Genomic DNA, 17,189 nt, shown 5'->3' on the forward strand with positions numbered 1-17,189 from the left:
CGCCGTCCGGCGAAACCTTTTTTCGGCTGGCGCGTTAGGGACCGGATGCCCCGCCTTTCCATGCCCCACACAAGCCCGTCCCCGCAATGAATATCTCCGGCCCGTTCATCCGCCGCCCCATCGGCACGTCCCTGCTGGCGATCGGCATCTTCGCGGTCGGCATCATCTGCTATGCGCTGCTCGGCGTGGCCGCGCTGCCCAATATCCAGTTCCCCGCGATCTTTGTTCAGGCCCAGCAGTCCGGGGCGGATGCGAGCACGATGGCGTCCACCGTGGCCGCTCCGCTGGAGCGCCACCTCGGCCAAGTGCCCGGCGTGGAGTCGATGCGCTCGAACAGTTCCGAGGGAAGCACCTTCGTGCTCCTGTTCTTCCAGAACGGCGTGAACATCGATTCCGCGGCGCGCGATGTGCAGGCGGCGATCAACGCCGCCCAGCCGGACCTTCCCAGCGGCCTGTTGAACCAGCCGTCGTACACCAAGGCGAACCCGAACGACGATCCGATCATCGTGCTGGCGCTCACCTCGGACACGGTGGCGCCCACCGACCTCTACAACATCGCCGATTCGGTGCTGGCCCAGCGCCTGCGACAGCAGGAAGGCATCGCCACGGTGGATATCGCCGGCAGCGCCACGCCAGCGATCCGCGTGGACGTGAACCTGCGTGCGCTGAACGCCATGGGGCTTTCGCCGGACCAGTTGCGCAATGCCCTCACTGCCGCCAACGTCACCTCGCCACAGGGATTCCTGAGCGACGGACACACCACGATGGCAGTGACCGCCACGGATTCGCTGCACAAGGCCGATGAGTTCGCGAAGCTCATCATCGGCGTGAAGGACGGTGTGCCCATCCGGCTGTCCGACATCGCCAAGGTGTACGACGGCCAGCAGGACGCCTACCAGGCCGCCTGGTTCAACGGCCGGCCCGGCATCCTGATGTACGTCTACAAGAAGGCGGACGCCAACGTCATCGAGACGGTGGACCGGGTGAAGAGCCTGATGCCGCAGATGCAGACATGGCTGCCGGGCGGTGTGCAGCTGCATTCCTTCTTCGACGGCACGCCCACCATCCGTGCCTCGCTGCACGAGGTGCAGGCCACCCTGCTGATCAGCCTGGCCATGGTCATCATGACGATGGCGCTGTTCCTGCGCCGCCTGGCACCGACGCTGATCGCCGGCCTGGCGGTGCCGCTATCGCTCGCGGGCGCGTTCATCGCGATGTATGCCTTCGGCTATACGTTGAACAACCTCACGCTGCTGGCGCTGGTCATCGCCATCGGTTTCGTGGTGGACGACGCCATCGTGGTGATCGAGAACGTGATCCGCCATATGGACGAGGGCATCCCCCGTTTCGAGGCGGCTCTGCTCGGCGCGCGCGAGATCGGTTTCACCATCGTCTCCATTACCGGCTCCCTCATCGCGGTGTTCATTCCGCTGCTGCTGGCGCCCGGCGTCATCGGCATGTTCTTCAAGGAGTTCACCGTCACCCTGGTGTCGGCCATCGTCGTGTCGGCGCTGGTATCGCTGACGCTTACGCCATCGCTGTGCGCGCATTTCCTCACCGCGCACAAGGACGAGAAACCGCAGTCACGACTGGGCCGTGCGCTGGAGCGCGGGCACGAGCGCATGCTGGGCATGTACCGGCGGGCGCTCGACTGGACGTTGCGTCACGCGCTGTTGATGGCGCTCACGCCGCTGGTTCTCGTGGGCGTCACCATCGTTCTCTTCGGCATGGTGAAGGGCGGCTTCTTCCCGCCGCAGGACACCGGCCTGATCGGCGCGCGTGCCACGTCCAGTTCCACCGTGTCGTTCGGCGAGATGAAGGAACGGCAGGCGCGCATCACCGATATGCTGCTGGCCGACCCCGCGGTGAAGGCAGTCGGCTCGCGACTCGGCACCAGCCGCACCGGATCGAGCGGGTTCTTCAACATCGAATTGAAGACCATGGCCGAAGGGCGCAAGGAAACCACGTTCGCCGTGCTCGACCGGCTTTCCGCCAAAGCCGACAGGTTCCCGGACCTCAACCTGCGCCTGCGCCCCATCCAGGACCTGCCGACAGGCGGCGGTGGCGGCAGCTCGCAGGGTGGGCAGTATTCGGTGTCGCTGAAGGGCGACGACGTGTCCGAGTTGCAGGAGTGGGTGCCGAAGCTGGTGGACGCGCTCAAGAAGAATCCGATGCTGAAGGATGTCGGCAGCGACATCGATGCGGCTGGCCTGCGCCAGAACATGGTGATCGACCGCGACACCGCCGCCCGTCTGGGCATCGGCGTCGGCGATATCGACGGCGCCCTGTACAACGCCTTCGGGCAGCGTGCCGTCTCCACGATCTACTCCGACATCAACCAGTACCGCGTCATCATCAACGCGCTGCCGCAGATGGCGGCCACGCCCGAGGCGCTCAACCAGATCTATGTGCGTTCGAGCTCCGGGGCCATGATTCCCATCTCGGCCGTGACGCGCCAGGAACCGGGCCTCGCCCCGACGCAGATCGTGCATGAGGATCAGTACACAAGCATGAGCGTCAGCTTCAACCTCGCGCCCAACGTGAGCATGGGCGAGGCCATGGAAATCATCCAGAAGACCGTGGAAGGCATGCGCATGCCGGGCAGCATTCGCCTCGACACCAGCACCAGCTTCGGTCGCTTCCAGCAGGCGCAGAGCAACATGCCCCTGCTGATCCTCGCCGCGATCGTCGTCGTGTATCTCCTGATGGGCATGCTCTACGAGAGCCTCATCCATCCGGTGACGATCATTTCCACGCTGCCCGCCGCAGGTGTCGGCGCCCTCGCGGCGCTGGTCATCACCGACACCGAATTGTCGGTGGTGGCGATGATCGCGCTGGTGCTGCTCATCGGTATCGTGAAGAAGAACGCGATCATGATGATCGACTTCGCGCTGGTGGCCCAGCGCGACCACGCCTTGAGCTACAAGGAAGCCATTCGAGAGGCCTGCCTGGTTCGCTTCCGACCCATCATGATGACCACCATGGTGGCCATCCTGGCCGCCACGCCGCTGGCGATCGGCCTGGGCGAGGGCTCGGAACTGCGCCGCCCGCTCGGCATCGCCATGATCGGCGGCCTGGTGATCTCGCAGAGCCTCACCCTGCTGTCCACCCCGGCGCTGTACGTGATCTTCGCGTGCCTGTCGGAGCGCTGGAAGGCGCGCAAGGCGCGGCGGCTGGAACGCCGCCGGGCCGCGTTGGCCAAGGCATCCTGAACCCTGTGGGAGCCGGCCCTATTGTGGGAGCCGGCTATGCCGGCGATCCCGCGGCAGCGGGCCAGCTTGTCGTGAGCACCCATCGTCGCTTCCCCCTCCGGCGCCAGTCGGGCCACAATGGACAGGTTTCCAGTCCATGACCTGGCCCACTCAAGCACAAGGCTCGCCGAATCATGTCCAGTTCGCCCAAGATCATCTACACGCTTACCGACGAAGCGCCGTTCCTCGCCACCGCTTCCTTCCTGCCGATCGTCGAGGCTTTCGCCGGAACCGCCGGCGTGACCGTGGAAACACGCGACATCTCGCTGGCCGGCCGCATCCTGGCGCAGTTCCCGGACCGCCTCACCGATGCGCAGAAGATCGGCGACCACCTCGCGGAGCTGGGTGAACTGGCCACCCGGCCGGAGGCCAACATCATCAAGCTGCCGAACATCAGCGCCTCTGTGCCGCAGATGAAGGCCGCCATCCGCGAATTGCAGTCGCAGGGTTATGCGCTGCCCGATTACGTGGATGCCCCGTCCACCGACGAGGAAAAGGAAACCAACGTCCGCTACGGCAAGGCCATGGGCAGCGCCGTGAATCCCGTGCTGCGCGAGGGTAACTCCGACCGCCGGGCGCCGCTCTCGGTCAAGAACTATGCCCGCAAGCACCCGCATCGCATGGGCAAGTGGTCGCCCGATTCGAAATCCCATGTTTCCCACATGGATGGCGGCGACTTCTACGGTAGCGAGAAGTCCGCCACGCTCGACAAGGCCGGCAGCCTGCGCATCGAATTCGTCGGCAAGGACGGCACGACGAAGGTCCTGAAGGAAAAGGTTGCGGTAAAGGCCGGCGAGATCGTCGACGCCGCCGTCATGAGCCGGAAGGCGCTGGCCGCGTTCATCGACGCCCAGATCGCCGACGCCAAGGCCAAGGGAGTGCTGTTCTCCCTGCACCTCAAGGCCACCATGATGAAGGTCTCCGACCCGATCATGTTCGGCATCGTGGTGCGCGAGTTCTACAAGGATGTGCTGACGAAGCACGCCGACGCGCTGAAGCAGGTGGGCTTCGATGCCAACAACGGCATCGGCGACCTCTACGCGCGCCTCGACAAGCTGGACGCGCCTACGCGCGCGTCCATCGAGGCCGACCTGAAGGCCGAATACGCGCGGCGCCCGGCGCTGGCCATGGTGAATTCCGACAAGGGCATCACCAACCTGCACGTACCCAGCGACGTGATCGTCGACGCCTCCATGCCCGCGATGATCCGCGACTCGGGCGGCATGTGGAACGCCGAAGGCAAGCTCCAGGATGCCAAGGCCGTGATTCCCGACCGTTCCTATGCCGGCGTGTACCAGGCGGTGATCGAGGACTGTATCGCGCACGGTGCGTTCGATCCGGCCACCATGGGCAGCGTGCCCAATGTGGGCCTCATGGCACAGAAGGCCGAGGAATACGGCTCCCACGACAAGACCTTCCAGATTCCTGCCGACGGCACCGTGCGCGTGGTGGCAGAGGACGGCTCGGTGGTGTTCGAGCATGCGGTGGAGCAGGGCGACATCTGGCGCATGTGCCAGACCAAGGACGCGCCCATCCAGGACTGGGTGAAGCTCGCTGTGCAGCGCGCCCGGCTCTCGTCCACGCCCGCCGTGTTCTGGCTGGACCGCCACCGTGCGCACGATGCCCAGGTGATCGCGAAGGTCGAGCGTTACCTGAAGGATTACGACACTGCCGGGCTCGACATCCGCGTGCTCTCGCCGGTGGACGCCACGAAGCTCTCGCTCGAGCGCATCCGCAAGGGCGAAGACACCATCTCCGTCACCGGCAACGTGCTGCGCGACTACCTCACCGACCTGTTCCCGATCATGGAACTGGGTACCTCGGCGAAGATGCTCTCCATCGTGCCGCTGATGGCCGGCGGTGGCCTGTTCGAGACGGGCGCGGGCGGTTCTGCACCGAAGCACGTGCAGCAGTTTGTGGAAGAGGGTTACCTGCGCTGGGATTCGCTGGGCGAATTCCTCGCGCTGGCCGCCTCCCTCGAACATCTCGCCGAGCGTTACGACAACCGCCATGCCCGCGTGCTGGCGAAAACCCTCGACCAGGCGAACGGCCGCTTCCTCGACAGCAACAAGTCGCCGGCGCGCAAGGTCGGCGAGATCGACAACCGCGGCAGCCACTTCTACCTCGCGCTGTACTGGGCCCAGGCCCTCGCCGCGCAGGACGACGATGCGGACCTGAAGGCGAAGTTCGCCGGCGTCGCGAAAACGCTGGAAGAGAACACGGCGAAGATCGACGCCGAGCTGATCGGCGCGCAGGGCAAGCCGCAGCAGATCGGCGGCTACTACCACCCCGACATGCAGCGCGTCAGCGCCGCGATGCGTCCGAGCGCGACGCTGAACGCCGTGATCGACGGCTTGCGTTCGGCGAGCAGGTAAGCGCCGGTGGAAGGCGCTCCTGCCCCGTGGCAGGAGCGCTTCGGTGACGCAAACGCCCGTTTTCAACGGTGGTCGAGGCCCCAGTCGCGGGCCACCTCGGCATTGACCCTCTGCGCGATCAGGCGATGCACCGCGGTTGTCGGATGCACGAGATCCCAGAATACATAGCTGTGCGGCGTGCAGGCCCTGCGCATCGGGCGTCCGGTGGCGTAATGGAGCTTCGTGTCCTCGATGTCCAGGCACGCATCGACGACGTTGTTAAAGCCCTCCGCGGCGGGGTCGGCAAGCAGCTCATCGAACATTGTGGCGATGTCGATCAGGCGAATGTCCATGCCGGTTCGTTCGCGAATCGTCGCTACGATGGCCGGCAACGCCTGGTTGTAGCGACGCGCTTTCTCGCCGACGAGGGCGGCTTTCGATGCGTTGCCGCGATAGCGTGGCACACGGGCGATGTCCGGCAGGTTGAGCAGCGCGATCTTCCGTGCGCCCAGCTGGCCCAGGCGAACGAGCGATGCTTCCAGTTGTCGCGTTGCCGTTCCCACCGAGGCGAAATCCTGGCGCTTGTCGCTCATGAAATCGTTGGCGCCCGCGAGCACGGTGAACAGGGTGCGAGATGTGTCATAGCCGGTTGTCCTGCTCATGTACCGCTCGAAGGAATCGATCTGTGATTCCAGCCCGTCGACGAACGTCGTGTCCTGCGTTTCGGCCGTGCCGATGGCCCATGTGTTGAGCGGAATTCCTGTCATGTCGGCAAGGTATTCCGTCCACACGGGGCCATTGCTGAAGCGGCCGAGAAACCATGAGCGCTCGGCGGGGATCGCCCATTGCGACAGGTTGTGGAAGTTGCCCGTGTCGCTGAGGCTGTCGCCAAACGCCACGATGCGCTCGACGGCGCCGTTGTGGGACAGCGTGCCGTCGTACCAGATCTGGTGGTGATAACTGCGGTCGCTGCTCGCCGCGGTCCACTGCACGGGGCGCTCCCCGATGCCGAAGTCCCGCAGCGTTTGCTCGCACACCCGTCGAAGTTCGTCCGGGCGGTGGTCCGTATAGAAAAGATTCGCACCGGGATTCAGGCTGATGCCCGCCCAGTTGCCGTGCAGTAGAAAGTCTTTCGCCTGGATATAGCCGGTCGCCGTGGGGGACGAAGCCGTAGGTGCCGGGTACACGCAACGCAGATAGGCCGGCTTGGCGACTTTAGCGAGGCCCACCTCGAATGGAGGGGTGGATTGGGCATGGATGGGCAGGCAGGCGGCAATCGCCGCCATGCCGATGAGGCTGGTCAGGATTTTCACGGGGGGACTCCTTGTCATCGGGAACGACCACCGGCGAAGGTGCCGGCCGTCTCATGTTCCGGGGACCCGCCCACAGGCGAATGTCGGCCGGCTCCGTTTGTGCCTGTAGGCAAGAAAGGCGGTAGCCAGCCCGGCCCCCGCTGATAGCCGAAAACTACAGCTATTGAATATACATAAATGAACTATATACTTATGAGGTAACCTCTCAGGAGCCTCGTAATGAGCGCCTTCGCCCCCACTGAAGCCCGCCTGGACGTCACCCGGGCCAAATACCCCGATTTCCCGCGGGGACCGGCGGTGCTGGTGCGCCTGATCAAGCACCTGTTCAAGGAAATCCACGACGAGGCGAACGCGCTCCTGCGGCCTTACGGGCTCAACCACCCCGAGTACAACATCCTGATGATGCTGTACGGGTCCCCCGACAACAGCATGCATCCGTCTGCGCTGGCCGACGCTGCGGGGGAGAAATCGGCCAACATCACGCGCCTCACGACGCAGCTCTGCGAGAAAGGCTATGTGGCGCGCTCGGGCAGCGACACCGACCGGCGCAAGGTCACGCTTACGCTGACTCCGGAAGGCCTTGCGCTCATCGACGGCTTCCTTCCCGGCATCGTCACGCTGCTTCACAAGCAGACGCGTAACCTCACCGCCGGCGAACAGGATCAGCTCGAGGTTCTGCTCAAGAAGATGCTGGCTGGTTTCGGGGAGTAGGGGAGGGCACGCACCATGGCCGCCGCCAACATCACGCCCCGTTCGCTGCCTACGCGCGACATGGTGGTAGAGACCTTCCGCGAAGAGGCCGCAGTGTGGCTGTTCGTCGTGAAGACGCTCATCGCGTTCTTCCTGACAGGGTGGATCGCCATGCGCCTGGAACTGCCTTCGCCGTCCACCGCCATGCTGACCACCATCATCGTCGCCAACCGCCAGTCCGGCATGGTACTGGCGAAGAGTTTCTATCGCGCCATCGGCACGCTTGCCGGTGCGGTGGTCGCGGTTGGCATCGTGGCCTTCTTCCCGCAGCAACGCGACCTTTTCCTCCTCGTGCTTTCGCTATGGATCGGTGTGTGCGCGGGCGGTGCCACCCTTTACCGTAACTTCAAGTCCTACGCCTTCGTGCTTGGCGGTTACACCGCGGCCATCGTTGCCATTCCCGTTATCGAGAATCCGCTGGGGGTATTCGATTCGGCAACGGCCCGTATCAGCGAAGTGCTGCTTGGGCTGCTGGTGAGCGCCGCGGTGAACGATGTAGTGTTTCCCAGTCGCATGCGCGACGTGCTGCGCCGCACCGCGCGCGACCAGTTCGCGCACTTCGTGGAATTCATCCGCGACAGCACGGGCGGGGCCATTCCTCGTGAATCCATGGAAAGGGCACACCTGCGCTTCGTCCGCAATGCGGTGATGCTGGAAGACCTGCGCAGTTCAGTGATCTTCGAGGACGCCGAAGCGCGTGCGCGCAGCAATCATCTGCGACTGTTCAATCAGCGTTTCATGGCAACGTCCACCACGTTTCACTCCGTGCATCACCTCATCAATCGCCTGCAGCGGGCCCGTCGCGACACGGCGGCAAAGACGTTGATCCGCCTTTACGCGCCGATCGGCAGTGCCCTCGACGCCCCCATCGAGGCCGGTGCGGCCGCGCGAGTACTGTTGCCGCGCCTGGCGGCGGCGCGCGACAGCATGCGGGCAGCGGCGCCCGCCTTGCGCGCGTCGCTCGACGATGCGCAGGACCTGCGTGACTTCGACACCGGGGCGACACTGTTGCTTCGCTTTGTCGACGAACTGCACGATTACGTGGACGCCGCTGCAACCCTGCAAGCGCCGAGGGTCATCGCAGGTTCGGCGGAACGCGTGCGTTTCGATCGTGGAAACGACTTCCTGGGCGCCGGCATTGCGACGGCCCGCACCACCCTCACCATGCTTGTGCTCGGCGCCTTCTGGATCGCCAGCGCGTGGCCCATGGGCGCCAGCGCGATGCTTCTGGCAACGGTCTTCGCCGGCCTTTTCGCCAGCACACCGAACCCGAGCCGCGTCACCTGGATCGTCATGCTGGGCTATCTGTCGGGTATGACGGCGGCCTTCGTATGCGAGTTCTTCGTGCTCACCCAACTGGACGGCTATCCGTTGATGGTCGCAGGCGTTACGCCTTTCCTCGCGGTGGGACTGGTCATGATGATGACGCCGTCACTGGCATCGTATGGCCTGGGATGGGCCATGGGGTTCGCGTACGTCCTGGCGCTGAAGAACCTGCAGACGTATGACCCGGCCCACTTCATCAACGATGCCATCGCCCAGGTGGTCGGTCTTGGGGCAGCGGCCATCTCCTTCATGGTCATTCCTCCGGCCATCGGCAGTGCGTGGCTGCGCCGGCGCCAGCTTGCGCGCTTGCGTGCGCAGGTGGCGTTGGCCGCGGAGGCTCCGCTTCCCGGGCTGCGCCATCGCTTCGAGAGCGTCAACCACGACCTGGTGAGCCAGGTGGTAGCCCAGACCCAACCCGGTAGCGCCGACTCGCGCGCGCTCATCGCATGGGCCCTGGCGGTGCATGAGACAGGCAGGGCACTCATCGAGCTTCGTCACGACATGTCGCGGCAGAACTTGCCTTCTACGCTGTTGCCCTACCTCGACGCGGCACTGCGCACGCTGGCGCGCTTCTATGAAAATCCGGACGCGGCAGGCTACCTGCTTGCGCGCGATGCGGTCGCCACGGCCATCGCGAGCGTCGGGGAGCATGAAGGCACCAGCTACCTGCTCGACCATCTCCACCTTGTCCGCATGGCGCTGCTCGACGGTGAATCCGTGCTCGCCGCCTACATGCCGGATGTCCCTCTCGCCAAGGAGGTTGCCCATGCCTCGTGAAATCGCCTTGGGCGACGCCCTGGTTCCCGGGCTGCTCGTCTTCTTCCTGCTCGCGCTGCTGGTGTGGTGGCTGCTCGACGCCGTGGCCGGCCGTTTCGGTTTGTATCGCCTCGTCTGGCATCCGGCATTGTTCCGGCTTGCCGTGTTCGTGTGCGTCTTCGGCGCCTTCGCGCTGTTCCTGTACTGAGTGACCTCGTGATGAAATTCGCCAATCTCGTCCGTTTCGCCGTCACCGCTGTGGTCGTGCTGGCCGCCGCGTTCGTCGCGCATGCCTTGTGGAAGCACTACATGTACTCGCCGTGGACGCGCGACGGCCGCGTACGTGCGGAGATCGTGCGCATCGCGCCGGACGTCGCGGGTATCGTCACCGACGTGCGGGTTCTCGACAATCAGACGGTGAAGAAGGGCGACGTATTGTTCGTGGTCGACCAGGCCCGCTACGAGAACGCCGTGGCGCAGGCCAAGGCGAACCTCAACGCCGCCGAGGCCGCCGCCCGTGCCGCCGGCGCGAACATCAGCGCCGCCTCCGCCGGCGCTCAGCAAAGCCGCTCGAACTACGAGATGTACGAGGCCCAGTCGGAACGCCGGCAGAAGCTCATCAACAATGTGATTTCCGCCGAAGACAAGGCCAATGCCGCGGCGGCCGCAAACGCCGCGCGCGCGGGCTGGCAGCAGGCCCAGGCCAGCACGAAGCAGGCCAGCGCCGCACAGCAGCAGGCGCTGGCGGCGGTGGCCCAGGCACAAGTGGAGCTGGCTTCCGCGCAACTGAACCTGGATCGCACGCGCGTGCTCGCGCCGGTGGACGGTTATGTCACCAACCTGGACGTTCGGGTGGGCGATTACGCGAACGCTGGAACACCACGCCTGGCCTTGATCGACCGCGATTCCTACTGGATCTATGGCTATTTCGAAGAGACGAAGCTGCCCGGTCTGCGCGTGGGCGATCCGGTGGACATCCGTCTCATGAGCGGCGGCATCCAGTTGCACGGCACGGTGGAAAGCATCGCGCATGGCATCACCGATGCGGACAACCCCACCGGCAGCGATCTTCTCGCCGACGTGAATCCCACCTTCAACTGGGTGCGGCTGGCGCAGCGTGTGCCGGTACGGGTGAAGATCGACACGGCGCACTTGCCGCCGGGCACGGTGCTGTCCGCAGGCATGACGGCGACCCTCATCGTGCGGCCTTCGCACCCGGACGCCGTGGCCAGCCGCTGAAGACTTCTGTGGGAGCCGGCTACGCCGGCGATTCCGCGGCAGCGGGCACTCTTGCCGCAAGCACCCATCGCCGCTGAAGCGGCTCCCACAGGGCGCGATGAACGGTGTCGCGAGTGTTCCTCGCCGCCATGGCGGCTCCTACAGCGGCGCGAGGCGACGCAGGCGCAGCTGCAACCACTTGTCCACGTCGGGCCATTCGGCGGCGAGGATGCTGTAGCACACCGTGTCGCGCAGCGATCCGTCGTTGCGACGCTTGTGGGCGCGCAGGACGCCTTCGCGCTTCGCGCCCAGCTTCTCGATCGCCCGTTGCGAGTCCTGGTTGTACGCGTCGGTGTGGAACTCCACCGCCACGGCGCCCACGTTCAGGAAGGCGTGGGAGAGCAGCAGGTGCTTGCAGGCCGTGTTTACGTGGCTGCGTTGCCAGCGACGGGCGTACCAGGTGTAGCCGATGGCGACGCGGCTTGGGTCGGGCACGATGTCGTAGAACCGCGTGGATCCGACGATCTGGCCGGTGGCCTTCTCGCGCACGGCCCAGGGCGACATGCGCCCCTCTTCCTGGCCGCGCAGGGCGGCTTCGACGTAGTCGGTCATGCGCCCGGGTGCGGGCACCGAGGTGAACCAGAGGTCCCACAGATTGCCGTCGCCCGCCGCGCGCTCCAGCGCCTCGACGTGTTCGAGGGCCAGCGGCTCCAGCGTGACGTACTCGTTTTCCAGGCGAACGGCGTCCATGGTCTCAGGCGTCCAGGTCGGGGATGAGGCGGCTTTCGATCCGGGCGATGGTGTCCTTCAGGAGCAGCTTGCGCTTCTTCAGGCGGGTGAGCTGGAGTTCGTCCCGGCTGATGGCGGCCGCCAGGTGGTCGATGGCGGCGTCGAGGTCGCGGTGCTCCACCTTCAGTTCGGCGAGGCGCTGGGCGAGCTGTGCGGGATCCTGAACCTGCATCGCATTGGGCCGGCGGAGGAAGGAAGGGGCGATTGTACCGCCAGGCGGGGCCGGCCGCAGCGGCTACAATGGGGGTCCCTCCCAGGTTCCCATCGCAGCATGTCCGCCATCCCAGACCCGACCCGCAAGCAGACCTACGAAGCCGGCAAGCTGGCCAAGCGCCTGCGCCGCCAGGTCGGCCAGGCCATCGCCGACTACGGCATGATCGAGGAAGGGGACAAGGTGATGGTGTGCCTTTCCGGCGGAAAGGACTCCTATACGTTGCTGGACATGCTGCTGTCGCTGCAGGCGAAGGCGCCCGTGCGCTTCGAGCTGGTGGCGGTGAACCTCGACCAGAAGCAGCCGGATTTCCCCGCCCACGTGCTGCCGGAGTACCTCACGGCGCGCGGTGTGCCGTTTCACATCATCGAGCAGGACACCTACAGCGTTGTCACCCGCGTGATCCCCCAGGGCAAGACGATGTGCAGCCTTTGCTCGCGCATGCGTCGGGGGGCGCTCTACCAATGGGCTGCGGCGAACGGTGTGACCCGCATCGCCTTGGGTCACCACCGCGACGACATTCTCGGTACGTTCTTCCTGAACATGTTCTACCAGGGCAGCCTGAAGGCGATGCCGCCCAAGCTGCTGTCCGACGACGGTCGTCACGTGGTGATCCGCCCGCTGGCGTATTGCCGCGAGGACGACATCGCGGCCTATGCGGAGTCGAGGCAGTTCCCGATCATTCCCTGCAATCTTTGCGGGTCGCAGGAGAACATGCAGCGCAAGGTCGTCAAGCGCATGCTCGCCGAATGGGAAAAGTCGCACCCGGGGCGCAGCGAGACGATCTTCCGCGCCATGGGCAACATCGCGCCGTCGCAGCTGACCGACCGCAATCTGTTCGATTTCGCGGCGCTCGGGGCGCGCGACGGCGCACCGCGTGCCGACGTCCATGCCTGGCTGGCGGGTAGCGACGCCGCCGGCGATACCGAATGACCTTCCTTTCATACGTTCCAAGGCCCACGACATGACCCTGTTCTCTTCCGTCGAACTCGCCCCGCGCGATCCGATCCTCGGCCTCAACGAGGCCTTCGGTGCCGATACCCGCCCCGACAAGGTCAATCTGGGCGTCGGCGTGTATTACGACGCGAACGGCCACGTGCCGCTCCTGCGCGCCGTGCGGCAAGCCGAGAAAGCGCGCGTGGACGCGGCGCTGCCGCGTGGCTACCTGCCCATCGACGGCATCGCGCTCTACGACCAGGCCGTGCAGAAGCTGCTTTTCGGTGCCGGTTCCCCGCTGCTGGCCGACCGCCGCGTCGTGACCGCGCAGTCCCTGGGCGGCACGGGCGCACTGAAGGTGGGCGCGGATTTCCTCAAGCGCCTGAATCCATCGGTGCCGGTCGCGATCAGCACACCCAGCTGGGAGAACCACCGTGCGCTGTTCGAAGGCGCCGGCTTCCAGGTGGTGGAATACCCGTACTACGACGCGGCCACCCACGGCGTGAACGTGGAAGGCATGCTCGCCGCCATCGCGAAACTTCCGGCCGGCGCGATCGTCGTCCTGCACGCCTGCTGCCACAACCCGACCGGCGTCGACCTCACAGCCGGCGACTGGCAGCGTGTGGTGTCCACCGTGCGCGAGCGCGGCCTCGTGCCGTTCCTCGACATCGCATACCAGGGTTTTGGCGACGGTATCGAACCCGATGCCTCGGCGGTACGCCTGTTCGCCGAGGCGGACGTTTCCTTCCTCGTCGCAAGTTCCTTTTCCAAGTCGTTCTCTCTTTACGGCGAACGCGTGGGCGCCCTGTCGATCGTCACGGCGTCGCACGATGAGGCGCTGCGCGTGCAGTCGCAGGTGAAGCGCGTGATCCGCACGAATTACTCCAACCCGCCGACGCACGGCGCGGCCGTGGTGTCCGCCGTGCTGAACCACGATGAGCTGCGCGCCACGTGGGAAACCGAACTGGGCGAGATGCGCGAGCGTATCCGCGCGATGCGCCGTGGCCTGACCGAACGGCTGTCGAAGGTGGGCGATTTTGCCTTCATCGAAAGGCAGCGCGGCATGTTCTCCTATTCCGGCCTCAGCGCCGCCCAGGTAGAGCGGCTGCGCACGGAGTTCGGCATCTATGCCGTGAGCACGGGGCGCATCTGCGTCGCGGCGCTGAACGAGGGCAACCTCGACCGCGTGGCCGACGCCATCGCACGCGTCGTGTAAGCGGATTCACCGATCGTCACGCCGGCGGCCGCTCCGCGACCGCCGGTGCCATTCCTTTGCATGAGATTCGTCGATACATGTTCTTTCGCAACCTGACGCTGTTCCGCTTTTCCGAGCCGGTGGCCGCCGACCTCGAGCGCCTCGACGAGGTGCTTCCCGAGCATCGCCTGCGCCCGGTGGGGCCCATGGAAATGTCCACACGCGGTTTCGTCTCGCCGCTGGGCCGCAACGAGGAAGGCCTGACCCACGTCGTGGGCCGCAACACGATGGTCACGGTGGGCAGCGAGGATAAGCTGCTGCCGTCGTCGGTCGTGAACGACGAACTGGCCAATCGCGTGCAGAAGATCGCCGAGGAGGAAGGCCGCAAGGTGAGCGGCCGGGAACGCAAGAAGATCAAGGACGACGTGATGAACGAGCTGCTGCCCCGGGCTTTCGTGCGCAGTTCGAGGATGCGGGCCTACGCCGATCGGAAGAGCGGGTGGCTGGTACTGGATACCTCCAGCCGCAAGTCGGCCGAAAACACCCTGAGCCAGATCCGCGAGGCCCTGGGCAGTTTCCCCGCCGTGCCGCTGGCGCCGGAGGAATCGCCCCGCATCCTCATGACCCACTGGGTGGCCACAGGGGAGCTTCCGGCTGGCTTGTCGCTGGGCGACGAATGCGAGCTGCGCGACCCGGCCACGGCCTCCGGCGCCATCGCGCGCTGCCGTCGGCAGGATCTCGACACCGATGAGATTCGGGAGCACCTGCGTACCGGCAAACAAGTGTTCCAGTTGGGTTTGTTGTTCGACGACCGCATTTCCTTCGTACTTGGCGAAGACCTCATCCTGCGTAAAATCAAGTTCACCGACGTGGTACTGGACGAACAGGCCGACAGCCCGGAGTCCGCCGCCGCCGAGATGGACGCCAACTTCGCCCTCATGGCGCTGGAATACGAGCGCCTCCTGGGCAAGCTGGAAGAATGGTTCAAGCTCCCGCGGCCGGAGTGACCGGCCCGGGTGTCGCAGGCGGCGATACGGGTGGGTGGGATGTTCGCGGGATCGGTAAGAGACTCGCTCTCATGGCATCGGAAGACGGCGACTGGCTGGAACTCGCAACCCCCACCGGCGGCACCATAAGGGTGCTGAAGGCGGCGCACCCGCGTGCCCGTCGATTGCGCCTCACGGTCACCCCCAAGGGGGCGCGTCTCACGTACCCGAACGGCACCCACGTGGCGCAGATGACCGCCTTCCTGCGCCACCACGCCGGTTGGCTGGAACAGAAGCTGGGCGAGTTCCACCTCGACGCCGTGCCGCTGCCGTCCTTGCGTGTCGGCGTGCCCACCACCTTCCCGTTCCGGGGCGAGGACGTCGTTCTCGACTGGGCGGAAGGCACGTATCCGCGCGTGGACCACGAGCCGGGAAGCCTGGTACTCAGCATTCCCCGTCCGCACACACGGGCGCTACTGGTGGCACGGGGGCTGCTTGCCACTCACTTCGAAGCACAGATCCGTCGCGATGTCTCGCGCTGGCTGCCGGCTTACATACCGCAGATCAATGCGGCGCCCACCGCGTTGCGCATCCGGCCGTTGAAGAGCTTGTGGGGCAGTCTGGATACGCGTGACAGGATCAATCTCGACCTGGCCCTGGCCCTCGCGCCGCCCGCGGCGCTGCGCTACGTGCTGGTGCACGAGCTCTGTCATCTGAAGGTGCGCAACCACTCGCCGCGTTTCTGGCATTGGGTGGAAAGCGTATTCCCCGACCACAAGGAACAGCGCGCCTGGCTGCGCGCGAACGGCAGCGCCTTGAAGCGGCAGCTGGATCGCCTGATCGCCGACGTGGCTGACTGAGCCATCGGCGCGGCCAAGGCAAGCTTGTAGGAGCGCGCCTTGCGCGCGACAGCTTTTGAAGCCGAAAGCGACAGGACCTTCGGCGTTTCGCGAAGAGTTGTCGCGCGCAGGGCGCGCTCCTACGAGAGGTCGGCTCGGTAGACCGAGCCGCAATGCTCAATGCGCCAGCGCAAACCCCGTAAGAATGCGCGCGGTTTCCACCGGCTTTTCGAGCATCGGCATGTGGTTGCAGCCGTTCATGACCGTGGCGCCGATCGACGGTGAACTCGTCAGCCCCGCGCGTAGCGTGTCGAGCGCGGACACATCGATGATCTTGTCGTCATGGCACCACAGCCCGAGCACCGGCATGGGGAGCTTGCCGATCACCGGGTCGAGCGAGAACGCCTGCGCCGGCTGCTTCAGTTCGTTGAACGTGCGCTCGATGAACGCGTGGTCTTTCTCGTTGCGCGCGATCAGCGCGTCCTCGACACGGCCCGGGAGTTGCGGCGGTTTGACGAAAAGGCGTGCGAGCAGGGCTTCCAGTCCCGCGCGGTCGTGATAGATGAACGGATCGTCTCCGGCCTTCACCTCGCGGGCGAAGTCGTTTTCCTTGAACGTGAGTCCGAGCGAACTCATCAGTACCAGGCTGGCGACGCGCTCCGGATGCTTCTGCGCGTAGACGCCTGCGATGGCGCCCCCCATGGAATGACCCACGAGCAGGAAGCGCTGCGCCCCGATCGCCGCGGCGAATGGTTCGAGGCGGTCGGCCTGCGCGTCGATGCCGTAATCGCCGCCGTCGATGCGCGACGAATCGCCCCAGCCGGGCAGGTCGGGAATCACGACATGGAAATGATCGGTGAGTCCCTTGGCCATCTCGAGCCAGACGTCCTTGTTCACCGCGAATCCGTGCAGCAGCACGATGGTGGGGCCTTCGCCGCCCTCGTAGTACGACCAGGTGGTGTCGCCTGCGACGACACTCTTTTTTTCCAGGTGTGCGGACATCGCCTGCCGTGCCGCATCCGCCTTCAGCAGCAGGCCCGGTGCGAAAACATAGACCATGCCTGCGCCCAGACCGAGCACCACGGCCACGACGACCAGGAACTTCAGCCGGCGTAGCAGCAGACGCTGCCAGAGCGGTCGGTTGTCGGCGGTGGCGAGGGGGGGAATCTTGGCCATGAAGGGAACCCGGAACGTAAGGACGCCCCGCAAGATGCGGGGCGTCGCTGGAGGATGCAAGTGCGAGCCCTCGCGGGCGGCGCGAAATC

General features: G+C 65.5%; 14 protein-coding genes. 10 read left to right on the plus strand and 4 right to left on the minus strand.

All coding sequences use genetic code 11. The annotated features are described in order from the left end of the window. Window positions 1-86 precede the first annotated feature (86 nt). Both FHS47_RS16500 and FHS47_RS16505 read left to right on the plus strand, forming a co-directional pair. Entirely contained in the window at window positions 87-3,212 is a 3,126-nt protein-coding gene (locus FHS47_RS16500) for an efflux RND transporter permease subunit (protein ID WP_167030608.1), read from the plus strand. 173 nt (window positions 3,213-3,385) lie between these two features. Further along, a complete protein-coding gene (locus tag FHS47_RS16505) occupies window positions 3,386-5,626 on the plus strand; it encodes an NADP-dependent isocitrate dehydrogenase (protein WP_167030611.1) in 2,241 nt (746 codons plus the stop codon). A gap of 62 nt (window positions 5,627-5,688) precedes the next feature. Here the strand turns inward: FHS47_RS16505 and FHS47_RS16510 are convergent, their stop codons facing one another. Continuing rightward, complete coding sequence (locus tag FHS47_RS16510; protein WP_167030614.1) at window positions 5,689-6,918, minus strand: SGNH/GDSL hydrolase family protein; 1,230 nt, start codon at window positions 6,916-6,918, stop codon at window positions 5,689-5,691. A 219-nt stretch (window positions 6,919-7,137) separates the two neighbouring features. On the opposite strand from FHS47_RS16510, the gene FHS47_RS16515 reads away from it, so the two are divergent. Genes FHS47_RS16515 through FHS47_RS16530 form a run of 4 tightly spaced genes read left to right on the plus strand, consistent with a single transcriptional unit; the run spans window position 7,138 to window position 10,989 of the window. Next, window positions 7,138-7,629: a MarR family transcriptional regulator gene (locus FHS47_RS16515; RefSeq protein WP_167030617.1), complete on the plus strand. Its 492-nt coding sequence runs from the start codon at window positions 7,138-7,140 to the stop codon at window positions 7,627-7,629. A 15-nt stretch (window positions 7,630-7,644) separates the two neighbouring features. Next, entirely contained in the window at window positions 7,645-9,771 is a 2,127-nt protein-coding gene (locus FHS47_RS16520) for an FUSC family protein (RefSeq protein ID WP_167030620.1), read from the plus strand. Continuing rightward, the gene (locus FHS47_RS16525; RefSeq protein ID WP_167030623.1) at window positions 9,761-9,958 is read left to right on the plus strand and encodes a DUF1656 domain-containing protein; all 198 of its coding nucleotides are present in this window, start codon (window positions 9,761-9,763) and stop codon (window positions 9,956-9,958) included. Before FHS47_RS16520 ends, FHS47_RS16525 begins: the two co-directional genes overlap by 11 nt. Before the next feature lie 11 nt (window positions 9,959-9,969). Next, entirely contained in the window at window positions 9,970-10,989 is a 1,020-nt protein-coding gene (locus tag FHS47_RS16530) for an HlyD family secretion protein (protein ID WP_167030626.1), read from the plus strand. A gap of 138 nt (window positions 10,990-11,127) precedes the next feature. Here the strand turns inward: FHS47_RS16530 and FHS47_RS16535 are convergent, their stop codons facing one another. Together FHS47_RS16535 and FHS47_RS16540 are read right to left on the minus strand one after the other, a co-directional pair. Next, window positions 11,128-11,718 carry a GNAT family protein gene (locus FHS47_RS16535; protein WP_167030629.1) on the minus strand — a complete coding sequence of 197 codons (591 nt, stop codon included), beginning with the start codon at window positions 11,716-11,718 and terminating at the stop codon, window positions 11,128-11,130. Between the two features lie 4 nt (window positions 11,719-11,722). Continuing rightward, window positions 11,723-11,929: a DUF465 domain-containing protein gene (locus FHS47_RS16540; protein ID WP_167030632.1), complete on the minus strand. Its 207-nt coding sequence runs from the start codon at window positions 11,927-11,929 to the stop codon at window positions 11,723-11,725. A gap of 99 nt (window positions 11,930-12,028) precedes the next feature. On the opposite strand from FHS47_RS16540, the gene ttcA reads away from it, so the two are divergent. From ttcA to FHS47_RS16560, 4 genes are all read left to right on the plus strand, one after another. After that, on the plus strand, window positions 12,029-12,901 hold the full coding sequence (gene ttcA / locus FHS47_RS16545; protein WP_167030635.1) for a tRNA 2-thiocytidine(32) synthetase TtcA: 873 nt from the start codon (window positions 12,029-12,031) through the stop codon (window positions 12,899-12,901). Between the two features lie 31 nt (window positions 12,902-12,932). Continuing rightward, entirely contained in the window at window positions 12,933-14,120 is a 1,188-nt protein-coding gene (locus FHS47_RS16550; RefSeq protein WP_167030638.1) for an amino acid aminotransferase, read from the plus strand. Window positions 14,121-14,197: 77 nt separating this feature from the next. Further along, window positions 14,198-15,106 (plus strand): recombination-associated protein RdgC, encoded by a 909-nt coding sequence (locus tag FHS47_RS16555; protein ID WP_167030641.1) that lies wholly within the window; start codon window positions 14,198-14,200, stop codon window positions 15,104-15,106. A gap of 71 nt (window positions 15,107-15,177) precedes the next feature. Further along, window positions 15,178-15,945 (plus strand): YgjP-like metallopeptidase domain-containing protein, encoded by a 768-nt coding sequence (locus tag FHS47_RS16560; RefSeq protein ID WP_167030644.1) that lies wholly within the window; start codon window positions 15,178-15,180, stop codon window positions 15,943-15,945. A 156-nt stretch (window positions 15,946-16,101) separates the two neighbouring features. On the opposite strand, the gene FHS47_RS16565 is transcribed toward FHS47_RS16560, so the two are convergent. Further along, window positions 16,102-17,100: an alpha/beta fold hydrolase gene (locus FHS47_RS16565; RefSeq protein WP_167030647.1), complete on the minus strand. Its 999-nt coding sequence runs from the start codon at window positions 17,098-17,100 to the stop codon at window positions 16,102-16,104. Between the last annotated feature and the right edge of the window lie 89 nt (window positions 17,101-17,189).

The sequence above is a fragment of the Luteibacter sp. SG786 genome, from assembly GCF_011759605.1.
GTDB lineage: Bacteria > Pseudomonadota > Gammaproteobacteria > Xanthomonadales > Rhodanobacteraceae > Luteibacter.

Bases quoted from the DNA above. Each gene is read 5' to 3' on its own strand.
- ttcA (WP_167030635.1), top strand. From the start codon at position 12,029: ATGTCCGCCATCCCAGACCCGACCCGCAAGCAGACCTACGAAGCCGGC.
- FHS47_RS16540 (WP_167030632.1), bottom strand. From the start codon at position 11,929: ATGCAGGTTCAGGATCCCGCACAGCTCGCCCAGCGCCTCGCCGAACTG.
- FHS47_RS16530 (WP_167030626.1), top strand. From the start codon at position 9,970: ATGAAATTCGCCAATCTCGTCCGTTTCGCCGTCACCGCTGTGGTCGTG.
- FHS47_RS16500 (WP_167030608.1), top strand. From the start codon at position 87: ATGAATATCTCCGGCCCGTTCATCCGCCGCCCCATCGGCACGTCCCTG.
- FHS47_RS16565 (WP_167030647.1), bottom strand. From the start codon at position 17,100: ATGGCCAAGATTCCCCCCCTCGCCACCGCCGACAACCGACCGCTCTGG.
- FHS47_RS16535 (WP_167030629.1), bottom strand. From the start codon at position 11,718: ATGGACGCCGTTCGCCTGGAAAACGAGTACGTCACGCTGGAGCCGCTG.
- FHS47_RS16560 (WP_167030644.1), top strand. From the start codon at position 15,178: ATGGCATCGGAAGACGGCGACTGGCTGGAACTCGCAACCCCCACCGGC.
- FHS47_RS16550 (WP_167030638.1), top strand. From the start codon at position 12,933: ATGACCCTGTTCTCTTCCGTCGAACTCGCCCCGCGCGATCCGATCCTC.
- FHS47_RS16520 (WP_167030620.1), top strand. From the start codon at position 7,645: ATGGCCGCCGCCAACATCACGCCCCGTTCGCTGCCTACGCGCGACATG.
- FHS47_RS16525 (WP_167030623.1), top strand. From the start codon at position 9,761: ATGCCTCGTGAAATCGCCTTGGGCGACGCCCTGGTTCCCGGGCTGCTC.
- FHS47_RS16505 (WP_167030611.1), top strand. From the start codon at position 3,386: ATGTCCAGTTCGCCCAAGATCATCTACACGCTTACCGACGAAGCGCCG.
- FHS47_RS16515 (WP_167030617.1), top strand. From the start codon at position 7,138: ATGAGCGCCTTCGCCCCCACTGAAGCCCGCCTGGACGTCACCCGGGCC.
- FHS47_RS16555 (WP_167030641.1), top strand. From the start codon at position 14,198: ATGTTCTTTCGCAACCTGACGCTGTTCCGCTTTTCCGAGCCGGTGGCC.